This window comes from Blautia sp. AF14-40 (genome assembly GCF_003479665.1).
In the GTDB taxonomy this organism is placed as follows: domain Bacteria; phylum Bacillota; class Clostridia; order Lachnospirales; family Lachnospiraceae; genus Fusicatenibacter; species Fusicatenibacter saccharivorans.
The window spans coordinates 1-18587 of record NZ_QUHK01000036.1 but is presented as its reverse complement, the minus strand read 5'-3'; the positions used below and the strand labels follow the sequence as shown (position 1 = coordinate 18587).

Here is an 18587-nt window from a genome sequence, read left to right as displayed (position 1 = left end):
TATATTTTTTCAATTGTCTACTTGACGGGGAGCGGTTCACTCTTCAGAAAGCCTCTTTTCGTGTATTTCATTATTCTTTTACTGCTCCCAGTGTAATACCGGTTACGAAGTATTTCTGCAGGAACGGATATACAATCAGCATAGGAACAAGGGCGATAAATACCTTTGCTGCCTCCAGTGATTTGTTGGAGTTCTGTGCTAACTGCTGATACTGCTCTGCAGTCAGGGTTACGCCTACCGGGATCTGAACGGAGATCTGACGGATGTAGGTCTGTAACGGATAGTTCGTCTCTTTGTTCATTAATACCAGGCCCTGGAAATACTCGTTCCAGTAACCAACGGATGTAAACAGGACGATGGTTGCGATAACCGGTTTGGAACACGGAACTACAATCTGCCACAGGATACGCCACGGGCCGGCGCCATCTACACGGGCTGCCTCCTCGAGGTCTCCCGGGATGCCGCGGAAGAAGTTCATCATCAGGAGTACGTTGAATACCGGAACAGAACCAGCCAGAACCAGTGCTGCCATCGTATCGATCATACCATAATTTTTAACGGTGATGAACCACGGAATGGTACCACCATTGAACAGCATACAGAATACCAGGATCCACATCAGGACGTTTCTCGGTTTGTACTCTGTTTTGCTCTTTGCCAGCGGATAGGACATCATAATCAGGACAACCATGGTCCATATGGTTCCAATCACAACTCGCTTGATGGAAATCCAGAAGGAATTCCAGAATGCGGAATCACCCATAATCAGGCTGTAGGATTTTACGTTTGATCCGATCGGGTAAATCGTTACAAGACCGCCCTCAGCGGCTGCTTTTGAAGAAATAGATACGCAGAACGTATACCATAACGGATAAAAACAGCTGAATGCCAGGAGAATCAGGATGATAGCATTTATGACTTTAAACGCTTTGCTGCCAAAACTCTTGCTTTCTATCATAATTTCTGCCCTCCTTAGAAAATCTTGTAATCAGCAAACTTGTAAGCACAAACATAAGAAGTAACAACCAGCACGAAGCTGACAACAGATTTAAAGAGACCTGCTGCAGTAGCCAGCGAGAACTGCATGTTTGTAATACCAATACGGTATACGTATGTATCGATGATATCACCAGTTTCAATAACCAGCTGGTTGTACATGTTGAATACCTGGTCGAAACCTGCATTCAGAACGTTGCCCATTGCCAGTGTGGTCAGAAGAACGATGGTCGGAACCAGTCCCGGGATGGTGATGTGCCATACACGTTTCCAGCGGCTTGCGCCGTCGATTGCAGCTGCCTCGTAAAGGCTCGGGCTGATGCCGGTCAGCGCTGCAAGATAAATAACTGCGTTGTAACCGAACTCTTTCCATACATCAGTTCCGATCAGTAACTGACGGAAGATGCCAGGCATGGTCATCGGAAGAACGGTATCCGTTGCACCCATTGCGCTGCGGACCGTGTTGAAAATTCCGTTTGCGCCAAGGATATTGGTGATGATGTTTGCAAGGATAACCCAGGATACGAAGTGCGGCAGATATACGATCGTCTGAACCGTCTTTTTGAACTTCATATTCTTTACCTCATTCAGCAGCAGTGCGAACACCAGCGGAATGATGATATTCAGGATAACCTTTGCGATTGCAATAATCAGAGTATTGACAAGTGCCCGTTTTGCATCCGGGATAACGGTCAGGTATTTAAACCATTTCAAACCTACCCACGGAGAGCCGAACCATCCTTTGCTCGGATTGTAATCCTGGAATGCCATTACAATACCAACCATCGGAACGATAGAAAACATAAACAGCCAGATATAACCCGGCAGAACCATTAACGTATAGTGAAAGGAATTTGACAGCCCGAGATGGCCTTTTTTCTTCTTCACGGCAAGCTCCTCCTTTGATGTCATTTTTTTAAAGTAGTGGGGTACAGGCTTTCCTGTACCCCACCCTCCACATCATACATTTACATTAGTTACTCAGCCAGGTAATCTTTTACCAGCTCAAGGATCTGATCACCACCCTGTACATGCCAGTCGGTGCAGAACTGATCCCACTCGTCAAGGCTCTTCGCACCAGTGATGAACTGAAGGATACTCTTGTCTTCCAGGTCAGAAATCTGGGTCCAGTAGGTATCCATTCCGTCGATGGTGTAGTACAGTTCAGAATAGATCTTGTGATCCGGCTCAAGTGTTGCGTATGGACGATCACCAATCAGCAGTGCATAGAATCTGTTGAACTGTCCGTTGTTGGTGTTGACATCCATATCGGTTACTGCCAGATCTCTGGATCCGTCATAGTCCTCAGAGATAACGTCTTTCAGAGTTGCGGCATCGTTTGCCAGGTTCTTGTACAGACCGTTGAATTTGCTTCCGCCCTGCTGATAATCATCTGCGCTTGCTTCGCCTTTGATGATTCCCATCAGTGCATCATACTCATACTCGCACTCATCGGTAGCTGCCATACAGTTACGCAGCGGATACCAGCCGATTGCTACAGAAGTATCGAAGGTAGACTCATCACGAACGAGTACGTTGTTCATGATAACAATGGCTTTCTTCACATCATCCGATGCGTTTTTGTTTACCATAGTATAAGTGGTTCCAACGTCTTTCATATGAATATTCCACTCACCGTCTTTGGTGTACAGCGGATATGCCTGCCAGTTTGCATTGTTATCGTTACGGAAGGAATCCGGGTTTCCGTATCCAAGGCTCCACCATGGTCCCATGAAGATACCGCAGGTTCCGTTCTTAACATTGTTTGCATTGTCGCCGTTGGTTGTGGTTCCAACCTCCGGGTTGATGAGGCCTTTTTCATACCAGTCATGTAAGGTGGTAAGGGCTTCTTTCATTTCATCTGTTGTAGTTCCCCAGTACAGTTCGCCGGAATCATCTTTCAGAAAATATCCCGGTGTTGCATTGAATGCCTGATATACAGCATCGAAACCGTATCCGTTGTTGGAGGAGTTCAGGAAGTTGGAGTAGGTTCTTCCGCCGTTATCAATACCTGCGATTGCATAATCCGGGCTGAGACCTGCGTCTTTAAATTTCTGAGCTACTTCGCCGAGTTCATCTACGGTCTTCGGAACTTCCAGTCCTAACTGATCCAGCCAGTCCTGACGGATAAAGTACAGGTAAACACCATCGGTATCTACCGATATGTTTGGCAGTGCACAGAAGGTTCCGTCTACGGTTGCATTGTTGATCGCACGTCCTTCGGTAGTCTCGATGATTTCTTTTACCTGTTTGGATGCGTACTGGTTGAACTCCGGCCAGAGGTCTGCAAGAAGATCTGCTCTTGCTGCCTGTACCAGGTAGTTACGGGTTGGTGCAACGACTGCATCCGGAAGGGAAGCAGATGCGATTGCCAGAGATACTTTCTGCTGGAAGTCAGATGCATTACCTGCAGTCCAGTCGCAGACAACTTTGATGTTGTAGTTATCCAGAAGGTATCTGGTGTACTGGTTGTTATCTACGGAATCGCCGTCCGGAAGTGTGGTATCCTTCGGGTCGATCTGATATCCATAATGTACTTCTACGACATGATCAAATTTTGCAAACGCACGATCGTCATTTTCACCCGGTACTGCATCGTCTGCTTCATCAGCTGCTGCAACCCAGTCACCAGAACCTGCTGCATCGCCGGAGCCGCTGTCCGATGAGGTATCCTTTGCTTCATCGCCGCCTGCCGTACTTGATGCTGTTGTGCCGCTGCTCTTGCTGTTTGCGTCAGAACTGTCTCCTCCAGTGCTGCCACATGCTACCAGGCTTACGATCATGGTGCTTGCCAGTAATGCAGAAATTACTTTCTTTTTCATTTGGTGTCCTCCTTGTGATTTACGTTCTTTTTGCGTGCTCCGTTGTTGCTTTTGTCCAGGCTTACGAAGAATCCATTGTTTTTAATCATACGTTTTGCCTAAAACTTTCACATTTTCGTCACACTTTTTATGCAATGATTATACCTCTTCTCCACCCGTTTTGACAAGCATTTTTTATGTATTTTTCACAATTTATTTCGTTTTTTTAATTCATATTGTCGATTTTGTACACTATTTTAAAATTTATAGTCAATCTTGACTTTTTCTTTTTCGTTATTCTTTTATCTATTGACGGATTTTTTGTGCTTTTTCCGTCATTTTGTATATTCCTCGTATTTTCAGACATTTTACCTGCAGAGCCTTCTACCGGCAGTTCCCTCCGAATGCCGGGCAACACAATAAAAAAGAACCTCTTATCTCTCCCCGGGAATACTTCTTTCCGGAAACATAAGAGGTTCTTTTTCTTTTTTTGTTCTTTATTCTGCTTTTTTCTTCTCTTTTGGAATAATAATATTCAGTACAATCGCCGCAACAGCTGCCGGAACAATACCGGAGCCGCCGAAAATCAGCTGGATATAATAAGGAAGCTCAGAAGTTGCTCCCGCTGTGGAACCAAGGCCGTAGCCAAGACCCAGTGCAACAGAAACGATCGTGATCTCACGGCTCGTAATCGGCTCTTTTGTGATGAGCTGGATACCGGAAACCAGAATTGACGCAAACATCATAACGGCTGCACCGCCGAGTACGGACTGCGGCATAATGGATACAAATGCTGCAATCTTCGGGCAGAGTCCGCAGAGGATCAGGAAAATGGCTCCGCAGGAAAGTGCCATACGGTTTACGATTTTTGTCATCGAAATAATGCCGACGTTCTGTGCAAAAGAAGTATTCGGGAGAACGCCAAGTGCTGCTGCAAAGCTGGATCCGAGACCGTCGCAGATGATACCGCCGGAAAGCTCAGAATCGGTTGCCTCGCGGTCCATACCGCTCTCTACGCAGGCGCAGATATCGCCGACCGTCTCAACGGTTGTTACGATGAACATGATCGCTACCGGGAGAATTGCCTCCACACGGAAGACTGGTTTTACCTCAGCCAGTTTTCCAAAGCCTGCAATACCAGGGAGCGCGAACCAGGACGCATCTTTTACCTGCTGGAAATTGACAACCCAGGAATATGTATAGGAAACAGTGCTTCCATCCTCAAGAACCGCCGTTCCGGTATGCGGCAGAACCATGGTCATAATAATAGCTACCACGTAGCCGACTAAAATACCGATCAGAATTGAAGCCGTACTTAAGATTCCCTTCGGATTTGTAAAGTGCTTCAGTGCCAGCGTTACAATCAGAACGACCATGCCAAGGAACAGGTTCTGTATGGAACCGTAATCGTTCGTTCCGGAACCGCCGCAGAGATAATTGATTCCAACCGGAATCAGCGAAAGACCGATCGCCATAACGACGCAGCCGGTAACAACCGACGGGAAAAATTTACGAAGCGGCTTTAAACAGACGCCAAGCACGCCCTCAAACAGACCGCCGACAATTGTCGCACCAAGGATAGCGCCGTACGTCAGCGCGCCCTGTCCCAGCACGGCTGTCACGCTCTTGAATACGCCGAGGAATCCAGAAGATGTACCCATAACAATCGGCACTTTACCGCCGATCGGTCCAATCGAAAACATCTGTACCAGTGTTACAATACCGGCTACTGTCATTGCATTCTGCAAAAGAGCCGTACGAAGTGCACCGTAGCCCGCATCCGCCGTCAGACCGCACGCTCCCATGATGATCAGAAGCGGGGTGAGGTTTCCTACGAACATCGCCATTACATGCTGCAATCCAAGCGGAATCGCCTGCTTCAGCGGAATCCGTCCTTCAAAGGTGTACGGGGTTCCCATAGCTGAACTTTTTTCTTTTTTCATTGCTTTTCTCCTGCTTTTGTAGATTTGGGCTGCCTTGCCTTTCGGTATGGAATATGCCCTGCACAGCCGGAATTTTTCCGGCAAAGCGTCCTTGTTTTTTCTTATAGATACTTATAAGTTTTTCTTTTTAAACAAGTCTTCTTCATAAGCTGTGCTTTTATGTAAAAAGATTATCATGTTTCTTTTTTCCCGTCAACCCGCATCTTGTACAGAATTCCATAAAAAGGAGACACCGGTCTGTGTTCCTCATCTCACAGATCAATGCCTCCTTGTTTTCTTCCTTCAATTTAAGCGTTCTGGAAATCCTCAATCGCTTTTACGGTGCGGTTATATTCTTCCGTCACCTTCTGCATCAGATCATCCGTCTCGGTCTCCTGCAGCGGTCTTAACCGCTCGGTCAGCTCGGCGCTTGGCTCGTACAGATTTTTAAAACCAAGATTCTGGCACACGCCTTTTAATGTATGAGCTGCACGGAATGCAACCTCAATATTTCCGTCCGCCAGTGCCTGGCAAAGCTCCTGATAGCTCGGATCCTGCGGAAATTTTAAAATGATCCGCTGAATTAGAGATTCACTGCGAAGCCGCTGAACGGTTTCCTCGTAATCTGCTCCCATCTGCATGTAGCAATCTTTTAATGTCATCTTCTCTTCCTCTTCCCTGTATGCAAATTCATTACATATTAATGCAAACAAGTTCTTTATCAATACATAAATAATTATATTTCTCACGCAAGCTCTTGTCAACTTCTGCTTTTCATTATTTTTGCATTATTTTTGTTTACTATACGCTCTATTTCTGAACATAAAACATCTTTTTTCTTACGTTTTTCTTACGTTTTTATCTTACCTGTATATTGCATTCATGCATAATAATACAACTTACTCGCATATTCTGTCGTTTTATTCACACGGTACCGCGTGAAAGTCTATTTCTTCTGTCTAGTCTCGTTGCAAAATGTAATGTTTTTTGTACACTGTAATTTTCGTTATTTTTCTGTGTTTCTTCTATCTTTTATGCAAAAAGGGACCCCCGGTCTTAACCGGAGATCCCTTTGGATTTCTCAAAATCAGATTAGCAGATTCCCTGAGCCATCATAGCGTCAGCTACTTTCTCAAAGCCTGCGATGTTAGCGCCCATAACATAGTCGCCCTCATGGCCGTAACGTTTTGCAGCATCAACCATGTTGTGTGTGATGTTGATCATGATATTTTTCAGTTTTGCATCAACTTCATCGAAGGTCCAGGACAGACGCTCGGAGTTCTGGGACATCTCGAGTGCGGATGTTGCAACACCACCTGCATTTGCAGCTTTTCCAGGTGCGAAGATTACGCCGTGCTCCTGCAGATATTTGGTTGCTTCCAGAGTAGTAGGCATGTTAGCGCCCTCGCATACTGCAGTGCATCCGTTCTCAACAAGTGCTTTTGCATCCTCAAGCAGCAGCTCGTTCTGAGTTGCGCAAGGAAGAGCAAGGTCTGCTTTTACAACCCATACGCCGCGTCCTTCGTGGTACTCAGAGTTTGGACGATATTTCTTGTACTCGGTCAGACGGGCACGATTTACTTCTTTGATCTCTTTTAATGCAGCTACATCGATTCCGTCTGGATCGTAAACCCATCCGTTGGAGTCAGAGCAGGTGAGAACTTTCACACCAAGCTGAGTAGCTTTCTCGATTGCATAGATTGCAACGTTTCCGGAACCGGATACACAAGCGGTCTTGCCTGCGATGTCGATGCCGTTCAGTTTCAGCAGCTCCTGGGTCAGGTACAGCAGTCCGTATCCGGTAGCCTCTGTTCTTGCTAAAGATCCGCCGTAGCTTAAACCTTTACCAGTCAGAACGCCTTCGTATACGCCGCGGATTCTCTTGTACTGTCCGAACATGAAGCCGATCTCTCTTGCGCCTGTTCCGATGTCACCAGCCGGTACGTCGGTGTCTGCGCCGATATATTTGCAAAGCTCTGTCATAAAGCTCTGGCAGAATGCCATGATCTCTCTGTCAGATTTTCCTTTCGGATCGAAGTCAGAACCACCTTTACCTCCGCCGATCGGAAGGCTGGTCAGTGAGTTTTTGAATACCTGCTCGAATCCCAGGAATTTGATAATACCAATATTTACAGAAGGATGCAGACGGATTCCTCCTTTGTAAGGTCCGATTGCACTGTTAAACTGTACACGATATCCGGTGTTTACATGAGCCTGTCCTTTATCGTCTACCCACGGCACACGGAATTTGATCTGACGCTCTGGCTCTACCATTCTCTCCAGAAGAGCGACTTTTCTGTATTTTTCCTCGTTTGCTTCAATAACAGGGCGAAGAGATTCCAGAACCTCTTTGACTGCCTGATGGAATTCCGGCTCAGCTGGGTTTTTTGCAACTACGGACTCAATAACCTCATCTACGTATGACATGTTAGTTTCCTCCTTGAAATTTCTCCCTTAATGTAGTGCAGAAAGATTTCTTTAAAAGATCCATCTGCGGTTCTCATCAGCCTTAAAGCGTGGAGAAAATCATTTCCGCACTCTCTCGCGTCTCCGGTGGATTCTCCCGTCCTCCGGAACACTTAATTTTATAAGGTCAACGATTGGTTGATATTATAGCATAAAATATCCGGTTTTTGCAATATTTCACGCAAAAAATTCCTAATAAATCATGATTTTGTAGCGTTTTCTAATATTTACCCAGTATTTTTGTCGATTTTGTATATTTTTACCGAAAGTACTATAAAATTTCGCGTGCTGATTCTTTAGAAAATAAAGATTAGCTGCGGTTTTTTGTTTTTATATTAGGTGTTTTCGATTTTTTCTTCACGCTCCAGCCAAAGGTTCCCTGCTTTTTCCCGATTCCAAAGTACTCTCCGTGGGAATACACAATCGGTTTCGCGCGGTTCAGATCGAAGCGGCCGCGCTCATCCATGTATGCCTCATCCGCATGGACAGCCACAACTTTTGCAAGAAACATGTGATGCGAGCCCAGTTCGAGCACCTGCTCCACTTTACACTCGATATTAACCGGCGACTCCCCGATCATCGGTGCGGAAATCTCCTCCGCCTCGACTTTCGTCAGTTTCATCTCTTTGAACTTATCCACATCTCTTCCCGAGCGCACGCCGCAGTAGTCGGTCGCATAGCAGAGGTCCTCCGTCGTCAGGTTGATGACGAACGCACCGCTCTCTTTGATCATCTGATAGCTGTAGCGTTCCGGCCGCACCGAGATCGATACCATCGGAGGATTCGTACACACCGTGCCGGCCCAGGCAACGGTGATGATGTTGTCCTCCCCGTTCTTTCCGCGCACCGACACCATGACCGCCGGCAGCGGATACAGCATATTTCCCGCTTTCCATGTCTGTTTTCCCATTCTTATTTCTTTCCTTTCCTCTTTTTCACTCTTTTATGACCGAAAAAAGCGTGCCCCGGATCTGTTTTCAGGCCCGGAACCACGCTTTTTTATTTTTTCTGTTTTTACTGATTCTGCAGCGCCATCATAAATGCCGGAATCAGCTGTTTCTTTCTCGATACAACACCCTTCAGCTCGCAGCTGACCTCGTTGACCGGAAGATCTTCAAAAGCTTTTTCGATGACTTCCTTTGCCCCGCTTCCATAATACAGAAGCTCTGTAGATTCTTCTATAATATTGGTCAGCATAAAGAATACCATCTCGATGCCGTGTTTTCCGCACTCGCTTTCCATCTGCGGCAGAAGCTGTTCCTTGATGGATTCCAGTTCGCCCGCATCGAGGGATGTAATCTGGCCGACACCAAACGTAACATCGCCCATGATGAATTTTTTGAAATCCTGGTAGAAAATTTCTTCCGGTGATTTATCTTTCAGGTTGCTTCCTGCACGGAACATTTCGGATGCAAACTCCGGAATGCTGATGCCTGCAATGTCCGCCAGTGCCTCTGCTGCCGCTTTGTCAAGAAACGTACACGTCGGCGACCGGAACATCAGCGTATCGGAAATGATGGCTGCGCAGAGCAGTCCTGCGATGTTCGGCGCGATCTCCAGCTCTTTTTCCTTATAAATTTCATACATAATCGTTCCCGTGCAGCCCACCGGCTCATTGCGGAACATAACCGGCGCCATCGTCTCAAGTGATCCCAGACGATGATGGTCGATGATCTCGAGAATCTCCGCCTCTTTGACGTTATCGACCGCCTGTGATTCCTCATTGTGATCGACGAGAATCAGTTTCTTTCCTGCATTTCCGATCAGGTTCCGACGGGAAATCGTTCCCACATATTTTCCTTTCTTGTTCAGAATCGGGAAATCGCGGTGTCTCTGATTTTTCATAACTTCTTTGATATCATCGAGGAAATCTTCGGTGTTGAACGTGATCAGATTGCTTCTGCGCATCAGATATTTGACCGGAATACTCTGGTTAATCAGACGCGCAATCGTATACGTGTCATGCGGACTGCTGATGATCACACAGCATTTTTCCTCTGCAAATTTCTGAATCGTTTTCGTCACCTTTGCGCCAAGTCCGACGATAATGCAGCTTGCATCCATCTCGATTGCACAGAGCTGGTCCTCCGCACGGTTTCCGAGAATGACAAGGTCATCTTTTTCGATGTAGTTCTCCATCGTATCCGGATGGAATGCGCCGACAACGACTTTTCCGCGGATAAAATAACCATGTTCATTTCCGACAATAACCGAACCATCCAACGTATCCGCGATACTGCGGTATTGCGTCCTTGCCAGTGACATGACATGGCTGTCATAAGAATCCATATAGGATTCTGCGATATCACTGACCGTAATCACGCCCTGCAGATCATTGTCCGGCGAAGTAATCGGCAGTGTGACCACGTTGTTGTTTTTCATCATGGAATACGCTTTCTTCACGGAAATCGTGCCCGGTACGCTCGGCACCTCATGGATTTCAATTTCCTTTACCTGCGTTCCCGCATTCGGCAGATACCCCGGTGCGCGCACGCCAAAACGCTTCAGTACATACTCGGTCTCCTCATTGATCTGACCGGCACGCCGCGCCATGTAGGTTTTGGTTTTATCTGTCCTGTTCTTGATATCCGCATAGGCAATCGCCGAACAAATGGAATCCGTATCCGGATTTTTATGTCCAATTACATAAACTCTTGAATTTGATTTCATAATAGTACTCCTCCCTTCTGTATGTTTGTGGTATACAGTAAGTTCGTCCCGGTAGTTTTACTTCTTTTTTTGTAACGACTACAGTTACTGCTCACTTCGTGACCAGTAACCGCCGCCCTGCACATGCAAATTCGCTCCGCGAAGTTCCGGGCGGCCACCTGAATCACTTTCTCCTGCAGCCGCGCAGCAAGTGCGCGTCTCAGTAATTTTGGTAACGACTACACACATATTACCATCCTTTTTTCATCTGGTCAAAGAAAATCTTTTATGTTAAGATAAACGCAGATAGAAAAACGTGCAAAATTGAACCCGATTTTTTCATAAATCCACAATTTTCCTCTCGTTTTCCTGTTATTCTTACGAAAAAGGGGTGTTTCATTATGTCAGAAGAACAATTAACCATGGATGACTTCTCCGCAGAGCTGGAAGCTTCCTTCAAAAAAATTGAGGAAGGCGACATGCTCACCGGAACCGTCATCTCCGTAGATGAAAAAGAGGTGATTCTCGATCTGAAATACTACGCAGAGGGCGTCATCCGCGCCGAGGACTTCAGCAACGAGCCTGGCTTCTCCTTAAAAGACGCTGTTCAGGTCGGTGACGAAATCACCGCAACCGTGATCCGCAAAGACGACGGCCACGGCAACATTCTTCTCTCCCGCGCAGAGGCAAACGATATCCTCGCATGGGAAAAACTCGCACAGTACAAAGAAGAGAAAACCGTACTGGATGTAAAAGTCAAAGGAATCGTAAACGCCGGTGTTATCGCTTACGTCGAAGGAATCCGCGGCTTCATCCCGGCTTCCAAACTCTCCCTGAACTACGTGGAAGATCTGAATGAATACTTAAACAAAGACATTCAGGTACAGGTTTTTGACCTCGACAAAGAAAAAGACCGCCTGATCCTCTCCGCCCGCGAAATTCTCCGCGAGAAAGCAGACGAAGAGCGCAAAGAGAAAATCTCCAACGTAGAAGTCGGCCTCGTCACCGAAGGAACCGTTGAGAGCCTGCAGCCATACGGCGCCTTCATCAGCCTCGGAAACGGCCTCTCCGGCCTCGTCCACATCTCCCAGATCTGCGCCAAACGAATCAAACATCCATCCGCAATTCTGGCAGTCGGCGATAAAGTCAAAGTAAAAGTCATTGCCATCAAAGACGGCAAACTCAGTCTCTCCATGAAGGCACTCGACGACGTTGCCGCCGAAGAAATTCAGGAAGAAACCATCGAACTCCCGGAGACAGAGGAAGTGACAACGACACTGGAATCGCTGTTTAAAAATATTAAACTGAACTAAAGTGACTGTTCACGTTGTTATAACAGCATTTTCCAGGGGTTTTGCAGCATCACAGATTTTACCCCCATGACACGTAAACATAAAGCAGCGGCTGTACCGGATTTTTCTTTCCCGGTACAGCCGCCACTGTTATTTTATACCGGCATCGCCGCCACAAAATAGTACATCACAATAAAATGACAGAAGCTTCCACCCATCACAAACAGATGGAAAATTTCATGTGTTCCGAACTTTTTATGTTTTGCATTAAACACCGGCATTTTTAAGGAGTAAATCACCCCGCCGACTGTATAAATAATTCCGCCGGCCAGCAGCCATCCAAACGCCGGCCGCGAGAGGGCCAGAAACAGCGGATGAAACGCCAGAACGCACAGCCAGCCCATTGCGATATACAGCACCGAAGAAAACCACTTCGGACAGTTGATCCAGAATGCCTTGACGAGAATCCCGCCAATCGCTGCCGCCCACACCAGTGCACAGAGTGCAATTCCCGTCCGTCCATGCAGTGCAATCAGGCAGATCGGTGTGTAGCTTCCCGCAATCAGCACTGAAATCATCATATGATCAAACTTTTTCAGTCGACGGTTCACCTTCCCGTTTACATCAAACGTGTGATACACGGTGCTCGCCAGATACAGCAAAATCATACTCAGCATAAACACTGCCATTGCGACCACATGCAGATGATCCGGCTCCCGCGCCGCCTTCAAAAGCAACGGCAGCGTTCCCACCACCGCTAGGATCAGCGCAATCCCATGTGTAATCGCACTGCCAGGATCCTTGATTCCATTTTTTCTGATATACTTCATTCTACTCACTCCTTTCCTGTCAGAAACGCTGTGTATTTCAATTACTACTTCATGTAGTTTTCATTACTACTTATCATTGTTTCTTTTATTATAGCAGGATAAAATTATTTTTCAAGTCAAAATATCTATTTTCTTTTGAAAATGTTCGACCTGCTTTGACACAAAAAAACAGACTGCTCGCTTACGCATACCGTTGTGCCTGTTTGAGCCGTCTGTTTTTGTATTTTTATTGCTTCTTCGCTTGAATCAGCTTCCATTTTTCTACCCGCGAAAGCTGCTTAATTTCCCATTCTCTCCGCATAGCCTCCTGTTTTGTTAAAAAGGTTTCAAAATACACCAGTTTTACCGGTTTGCGGCTCTTTGTATATTTCGCTCCTTTTCCAGCATTGTGTGCCTTTACTCTGCGTTCCAAATTATTGGTCCAGCCTGTATAAAAAGATCCATCGCTGCATTCCAGAATATATGTAAAATTCCCCTGTTCCATTTCAAATTCCGTTCCTTCTGTTCATCTGTATTCTATGTAACTTTAACACTCGGTTCTTTTAGGCGCAATTAAAAAAATAAGAAAGAGTCCTGCTTCGCAGGAAAATTCAACGAAGTTTCCTGTAAGCAAAAAACCGTCCGGATTTCTCCGAACGGTTTTCTCATTTTTATTTTTACTGCATTGCCAGCTCATCTACCGCCAGTTTCAATGCGCCCATGATACCCTGATTGTCGTTCAGGCTTGGAAGTACAATGTAGCTGTCGAGATCCTCAAGTTCTTTTGTTACAAGATATCCGTTCAGCTGTTTCTTTACTTCTTCTCTTACGAGCGGCATCATATGCTCCTGATGCATAACGCCTCCGCCCAAAACGATTCTCTGCGGGGAGAGCAGCATGATGCAGTCTACAAGTGCCTGTCCGATATAGTAAGCCTCAAGCTCCCATACCTCTTTTTTGTCTGCCAGCTCAATACCTTTTTTGCCCCAGCGTGCTTCAATGGCAGGACCTGCAGCAAGGCCTTCCAGGCAGTTGCTGTGATACGGGCATTTTCCGCCGTAAGTATCTTTCGGATGTCTGGTCAGCAGAACGTGTCCGCCTTCCGGATGAAGCATGCCGTGCAACAGCTTGCCATTGGAAATAATTCCCATTCCAACGCCCGTTCCGATGGTGATGTAAATGCTGTTGTCCAGACCTTTTGTGATTCCCCAGGTAGCCTCACCCAGTGCAGAACCGTTTACATCGGTATCAAATCCAACCGGGATGTCCAGTGCATCTGCGAAAGCGCCTACGATGTTGTAGTTCTTCCATGCTAATTTGGGAGTTGTGGTAATGTAACCATATGTTTCGGATTTTCTGTTCAGGTCGATCGGTCCAAAGCAACCGATTCCCAGTGCCTGAATGTCCTTCTCTTTGAAATACTCAATCATTTTCGGAACGGTAATTTCCGGTGTCTCGGTCGGGATAGAAATTCTCTCATAAATTTCTCCATTTGCGTTTCCAATTGCGCAGACCATCTTTGTTCCGCCTGCTTCTAATGCTCCAAGTCTCATTGTGTTTTTCTCCTCTCTTACGCCTCTGGATTTGAGCAGATCACGGAAAGTTTTCCTTCAAATCTGCATCCGTTAAAATTAGCCGGAATAATAAAGTGTGTACCTTTTTTCACCGTAATACCGTTTACAGTACCCTCTCCGGCAATAACGCTTACATTAGTATAATATTTTTTCGCATCTAAGGTGAATACACCGTCGATGTCGTATTTATCTACAGAGTAGAACTTGCATGTTACAAAATGGGTATGTACCGCGCCCGGGATTTCCTCTGTAAAGGTATCGATATCTGCCGTTTTAAACGGAGCCTCGATAACATCGATACTCTGCTCTACATGAAGTTGTCTCGGTTTGCCGTTCTGCAGTCTGTCATAATCGTATACACGATAGGTGATATCGCTGCTCTGCTGTGTCTCCAGAATCAGTGTGCCGCCTTTGATGGCATGTACGCATCCCGGATTGATCTGGAAGAAATCTCCCTTATGTACCGGCACTTTGCGGATGAAATCGCTCCACTCATGATTGCGGATCATTTTCTCCACTTCTGCCTTGTCTTTTGCATTGTGTCCGATAACAATTTCTGTACCCGGTTCGCAGTCCAGCACGTACCAGCACTCGGTCTTTCCAAGAGATCCATTCTCATGCTCTCCTGCATAAGCATCATCTGGATGAACCTGGATGCTCAGATCATTTTTTGCATCAATGATCTTGATCAGCAGCGGAACCTGGCTTCCCGGGTAATTTCCGAAAATTTCCGGCTCCTTGTTCCAGAGCTCACCTAATGTTTTTCCATCAAATCTTCCGCCTGCCACACGGCTCATTCCGTTGGCATGTCCGCTGATCGCCCAGCACTCGCCGGTTGTATCGCTCGGAATTTCGTAATCAAATACGTCTCTTAACTTTGTTCCACCCCAGATTGCTTCTTTGAACACCGGGTCCATAAATAAAAGCTCCATATTTTTCTAATCCTCCTTGTTTTCAGGATCTGTCCACTACATCTATTTTAACCGATAACATTCAAAAACGAAACCCCTAAAATGACAAACTTTCACATTTTCTGTAACCGGTTACTTTCCTTTTATTCCACCCTTTTTCTATATCAAAACAATCCTGTTTGTTATATGTAAAGCTGACTGTTTTCAGCCAGCCTTTTTTATAAAAAGCAATCGAAAAACGGTATTTTACCATCCGCGGTCTGCGCCGCCTTTTTTGTATTCAAAACCTGTAAAAAAGATTCGATTGCGAATCCTACACTTTATAATACTTTCCCGCATCCCATTTCGTGCAGGTCCTCTTTTTTATTCCGAAATTGCCGGGAGATATACCATAGGATCAATGGCTTTTCCGTCTTTTTTCATCTCAAAGAAAAGATTGCTTCCCTCTTTTACATAATATTTCGTCGGTGCTGCAACTGCTCCGATCCGTGCTGCTTTCTGAACTTTCTGGCCTGCCTCGAGGGAAACGTCTGTGAGCTGTCCGTAGATGGCTTCGTATCCATTTCCAAGATTCATGGTGACGGTGAGGCCGGTTCTTGCATCATTTTCCACACTCACAACTTCTCCGTCCGCTGCCGCCAGAACCGGAGTTCCTTCTGCCGCCGAGAAAACAACGCCTGGATTGCACTGGTAAAGATCCAGTGTCGGGAAATAAACGGTATTTTCCATGTTATACGGAATCAGAACTGTTCCAGTAACCGGCAGTTCCATGATTGTCGCTTCGCTGAACATCAGATCCTGTGCAGCCCCTGCTGTCTCAACTGCCGTTTCCTGATTTTCTGCAGAATCCACAGTTCCGGATGCTGCACTCGTTTCTTCATTCGCCGCTGTTTCTCCTGATCCTGTTTCTCCGTTCTGATCCGCCGCTGTTCCGTTTACCGCCTGCGCGTCCTGTCTTTCTGTATTCCCATCTAATTCTTCCGGTGTATTCTGAGCCGTCTCTGCATCTGCTTCTGGATTTCCCACCGCCTCTTCTTCACACGCCGCTTCCATTTCCGGCGCCTGTTCCAGACTGTTTTCCACATCATCTGCCTGATCCTGTACGGCACGCGTTCCGTCTGCATCTCCCGTCGTCTCCTCCGTCTGCTGTTCTGTAGTTCCGGTGCTTTCGTCCTCTGTAAGCTGTGCCGTCTCTCCCTGTTTCGCCTGATCTGCCTTACCGTTTCTCGCATCCTGCTGCCAGGTCAGCACTCCGCCTGCAATCATCATTGCCAGTGCCGCTGTGATCACGCCGATTCTCAACTTGTCTCTTTTCATGTTCTTACCACCTCTGCTGATATCTTTTTAAGCATTTCAGAGGCGTTTTTCGATTTCTCGCTCTCCTCCTGCTTTTCTACAGTAAGCAGTATTTCCCATCCGGCGCGATCTATACACAAAAACCGGATTTTTCCTTTCCGTTATCCACAATTTTTCCCCTGCGCTTCTTTCTTTTGTGGAAAACATAATTCTTTTCTGCGCATTCCGTGCAAAACATCCCCAATGTTATCCACACCTTATTTTCTCGACTTGCTTCACGTAAAAAAAAGAGCCGGAACCGGGAATTTTCTCCCATTTCCAGCTCTCACTTTCACCTGTATTTACTGTAATCTTCCATACACCGTACTCGCATCCGCGATGCTGTCCACCGCAGATCCCGAATCCGTCATGGCCTCTGCCGTAACAAGTATGTACTCTTCTCCTCCATATTCTGCAAAGCTGACCAGGCACTGACCCGCCTCATCGGTAAATCCGGTCTTTCCGCCTTCAATGACTGCCCCGTTCTCCAGTGTCGTACTCATCTCATAGCTGGTAAACCGGTGGAGCATCGTGTCATACAGCGTAATTCCCTCCGGGTGTGATGCGGTAGCTTCCGTTGTGTAAACCTCCCTCGTCACGATCTCGCGAAACGTATCACTCTTCAGACACTCGCTCATCAGCACCGCAATATCACGGCAGGTAGAATAATGGTTGTCGTTATGCAGTCCCGTGCAGTTCTCAAAATGCGTATTGGTAAGCCCCAGTTCTTCTGCTTTCTGGTTCATCATGGCCACAAAACCTTCTTCCGATCCGCCGACTGCTCTCGCCAATGTCTCACAGGCATCTGCGCCGGATGGAAGCAGCACACCATAGAGAAGATCACGAACCGTCGGCTGTTCGTACGGATTAAATCCCGCTACCGACGCATCCTGTGCCGTCAGTTCCTCGAAGATGTCCTCCGGAACCGTAATCGTCTCGTTCAGATCCGGAAGATTTTCAATGGTAAGCAGCGCTGTCATAATCTTTGTCATCGACGCCGGATAAATTCTCTCATCTCCGCCCAGATTCATCATCTCAGCCAGATCGCTTTCCCGCACCAGCAGGGCATGCTGACTGTTCAGACCATCTGACGAAATCTGCTGTACCGGCTCAGGCGTCGGTGTAATCTCCTCCTCCGGGCTGGAATCCGATATCGGCTCTGAACTGTCCCCAGCAAGAGAGGATGACGAAACCGAAGAGGATGCACTTGCGTTTCCATCCGTCTGTTTTTTCTCGTTCTTCTGCATCTGATATCCAAGCACGCCAATCAATCCGATAATGATAACAAGCAGAACACTTAAAATCACTTTCTGCTGAAACTGGCGTCTTCGTCTTTTGTTTTTCTTTTTTTGTGCCATAAACAGATTCCTCCGTTCTTTTTTATTCTTTCAAAGCATAGTACATTTCCTGCTCTTTTGCAAGATTTTCGCCGTAACCTTAAGATAAACATAATCAAAATTGGTCCACCGGACCAATTTTGGATATGTAGAACAAAAAAAGAACCCTCGAAAGGGTTCCACATAGTGAAGCATCGGGGATTCGAACCCCGGACAACTTGATTAAAAGTCAAGTGCTCTACCGACTGAGCTAATGCTCCGTAAAATATGCCTAGTTCCGGAATCGAACCAGAGACACGAGGATTTTCAGTCCTCTGCTCTACCAACTGAGCTAACTAGGCATAAAATTGCGGGAGTAGGATTTGAACCTACGACCTTCGGGTTATGAGCCCGACGAGCTTCCAGACTGCTCCATCCCGCGATATCCTATTTTTGTACTTGATTTCTCAAGTAAAGCCGATGATCGGACTCGAACCGATAACCTGCTGATTACAA

At 46.5% G+C, this 18587-nt stretch carries 15 protein-coding genes and 3 tRNA genes; 1 reads left to right on the top strand and 17 read right to left on the bottom strand.

Annotated elements, in window-relative coordinates; genetic code table 11:
* Positions 1–70: 70 nt before the first annotated feature.
* The 8 genes from DWW13_RS16200 to DWW13_RS16160 all read right to left on the bottom strand — a co-directional run bounded on the left by DWW13_RS16200 (position 71) and on the right by DWW13_RS16160 (position 10855).
* Positions 71–958, bottom strand: a complete 888-nt coding sequence (locus tag DWW13_RS16200) for a carbohydrate ABC transporter permease (RefSeq protein ID WP_117510684.1) — start codon at positions 956–958, stop codon at positions 71–73.
* 14 nt (positions 959–972) lie between these two features.
* Positions 973–1884 (bottom strand): ABC transporter permease, encoded by a 912-nt coding sequence (locus DWW13_RS16195; RefSeq protein WP_238033680.1) that lies wholly within the window; start codon positions 1882–1884, stop codon positions 973–975.
* Between the two features lie 89 nt (positions 1885–1973).
* Complete coding sequence (locus DWW13_RS16190; RefSeq protein WP_118660232.1) at positions 1974–3818, bottom strand: extracellular solute-binding protein; 1845 nt, start codon at positions 3816–3818, stop codon at positions 1974–1976.
* A gap of 476 nt (positions 3819–4294) precedes the next feature.
* Positions 4295–5740: a uracil-xanthine permease family protein gene (locus tag DWW13_RS16180; protein ID WP_117762173.1), complete on the bottom strand. Its 1446-nt coding sequence runs from the start codon at positions 5738–5740 to the stop codon at positions 4295–4297.
* Positions 5741–6027: 287 nt separating this feature from the next.
* Complete coding sequence (locus tag DWW13_RS16175; RefSeq protein WP_055220310.1) at positions 6028–6381, bottom strand: Hpt domain-containing protein; 354 nt, start codon at positions 6379–6381, stop codon at positions 6028–6030.
* 430 nt (positions 6382–6811) lie between these two features.
* Positions 6812–8146, bottom strand: a complete 1335-nt coding sequence (gdhA, locus tag DWW13_RS16170) for an NADP-specific glutamate dehydrogenase (RefSeq protein ID WP_055220308.1) — start codon at positions 8144–8146, stop codon at positions 6812–6814.
* Positions 8147–8495: 349 nt separating this feature from the next.
* Positions 8496–9095: a flavin reductase family protein gene (locus DWW13_RS16165; RefSeq protein WP_117510675.1), complete on the bottom strand. Its 600-nt coding sequence runs from the start codon at positions 9093–9095 to the stop codon at positions 8496–8498.
* Positions 9096–9199: 104 nt separating this feature from the next.
* Entirely contained in the window at positions 9200–10855 is a 1656-nt protein-coding gene (locus DWW13_RS16160) for a putative manganese-dependent inorganic diphosphatase (protein ID WP_117762172.1), read from the bottom strand.
* A gap of 380 nt (positions 10856–11235) precedes the next feature.
* Here DWW13_RS16160 and DWW13_RS16155 point away from each other — a divergent pair, with 380 nt between their 5' ends.
* Positions 11236–12147 carry a 30S ribosomal protein S1 gene (locus DWW13_RS16155; protein ID WP_118720569.1) on the top strand — a complete coding sequence of 304 codons (912 nt, stop codon included), beginning with the start codon at positions 11236–11238 and terminating at the stop codon, positions 12145–12147.
* A 134-nt stretch (positions 12148–12281) separates the two neighbouring features.
* Here the strand turns inward: DWW13_RS16155 and trhA are convergent, their stop codons facing one another.
* The 9 genes from trhA to DWW13_RS16105 all read right to left on the bottom strand — a co-directional run bounded on the left by trhA (position 12282) and on the right by DWW13_RS16105 (position 18513).
* Positions 12282–12956: a PAQR family membrane homeostasis protein TrhA gene (gene trhA / locus DWW13_RS16150; protein ID WP_118720567.1), complete on the bottom strand. Its 675-nt coding sequence runs from the start codon at positions 12954–12956 to the stop codon at positions 12282–12284.
* Positions 12957–13182: 226 nt separating this feature from the next.
* The gene (locus DWW13_RS16145; RefSeq protein WP_055220299.1) at positions 13183–13440 is read right to left on the bottom strand and encodes a GIY-YIG nuclease family protein; all 258 of its coding nucleotides are present in this window, start codon (positions 13438–13440) and stop codon (positions 13183–13185) included.
* Positions 13441–13612: 172 nt separating this feature from the next.
* Positions 13613–14488, bottom strand: coding sequence for an ROK family protein (locus tag DWW13_RS16140; protein WP_022461220.1), 876 nt, complete (start codon positions 14486–14488; stop codon positions 13613–13615).
* Positions 14489–14505: 17 nt separating this feature from the next.
* A complete protein-coding gene (manA, locus tag DWW13_RS16135; protein WP_118720565.1) occupies positions 14506–15441 on the bottom strand; it encodes a mannose-6-phosphate isomerase, class I in 936 nt (311 codons plus the stop codon).
* A 342-nt stretch (positions 15442–15783) separates the two neighbouring features.
* The gene (locus DWW13_RS16130) at positions 15784–16737 is read right to left on the bottom strand and encodes a M23 family metallopeptidase (RefSeq protein ID WP_118720563.1); all 954 of its coding nucleotides are present in this window, start codon (positions 16735–16737) and stop codon (positions 15784–15786) included.
* 320 nt (positions 16738–17057) lie between these two features.
* The gene (locus DWW13_RS16120; RefSeq protein ID WP_118595197.1) at positions 17058–18113 is read right to left on the bottom strand and encodes a D-alanyl-D-alanine carboxypeptidase family protein; all 1056 of its coding nucleotides are present in this window, start codon (positions 18111–18113) and stop codon (positions 17058–17060) included.
* Between the two features lie 166 nt (positions 18114–18279).
* Positions 18280–18352, bottom strand: a tRNA-Lys gene (locus tag DWW13_RS16115).
* Between the two features lie 8 nt (positions 18353–18360).
* Positions 18361–18433 (bottom strand) — tRNA-Phe (locus tag DWW13_RS16110).
* Positions 18434–18439: 6 nt separating this feature from the next.
* A tRNA-Met gene (locus tag DWW13_RS16105) sits at positions 18440–18513 on the bottom strand.
* Between the last annotated feature and the right edge of the window lie 74 nt (positions 18514–18587).

Bases quoted from the DNA above. Each gene is read 5' to 3' on its own strand.
- DWW13_RS16145 (WP_055220299.1), bottom strand. From the start codon at position 13,440: ATGGAACAGGGGAATTTTACATATATTCTGGAATGCAGCGATGGATCT.
- DWW13_RS16130 (WP_118720563.1), bottom strand. From the start codon at position 16,737: ATGAAAAGAGACAAGTTGAGAATCGGCGTGATCACAGCGGCACTGGCA.
- DWW13_RS16190 (WP_118660232.1), bottom strand. From the start codon at position 3,818: ATGAAAAAGAAAGTAATTTCTGCATTACTGGCAAGCACCATGATCGTA.
- DWW13_RS16140 (WP_022461220.1), bottom strand. From the start codon at position 14,488: ATGAGACTTGGAGCATTAGAAGCAGGCGGAACAAAGATGGTCTGCGCA.
- DWW13_RS16180 (WP_117762173.1), bottom strand. From the start codon at position 5,740: ATGAAAAAAGAAAAAAGTTCAGCTATGGGAACCCCGTACACCTTTGAA.
- DWW13_RS16165 (WP_117510675.1), bottom strand. From the start codon at position 9,095: ATGGGAAAACAGACATGGAAAGCGGGAAATATGCTGTATCCGCTGCCG.
- DWW13_RS16175 (WP_055220310.1), bottom strand. From the start codon at position 6,381: ATGACATTAAAAGATTGCTACATGCAGATGGGAGCAGATTACGAGGAA.
- DWW13_RS16120 (WP_118595197.1), bottom strand. From the start codon at position 18,113: ATGGCACAAAAAAAGAAAAACAAAAGACGAAGACGCCAGTTTCAGCAG.
- DWW13_RS16155 (WP_118720569.1), top strand. From the start codon at position 11,236: ATGTCAGAAGAACAATTAACCATGGATGACTTCTCCGCAGAGCTGGAA.
- manA (WP_118720565.1), bottom strand. From the start codon at position 15,441: ATGGAGCTTTTATTTATGGACCCGGTGTTCAAAGAAGCAATCTGGGGT.
- DWW13_RS16160 (WP_117762172.1), bottom strand. From the start codon at position 10,855: ATGAAATCAAATTCAAGAGTTTATGTAATTGGACATAAAAATCCGGAT.
- gdhA (WP_055220308.1), bottom strand. From the start codon at position 8,146: ATGTCATACGTAGATGAGGTTATTGAGTCCGTAGTTGCAAAAAACCCA.
- DWW13_RS16200 (WP_117510684.1), bottom strand. From the start codon at position 958: ATGATAGAAAGCAAGAGTTTTGGCAGCAAAGCGTTTAAAGTCATAAAT.
- trhA (WP_118720567.1), bottom strand. From the start codon at position 12,956: ATGAAGTATATCAGAAAAAATGGAATCAAGGATCCTGGCAGTGCGATT.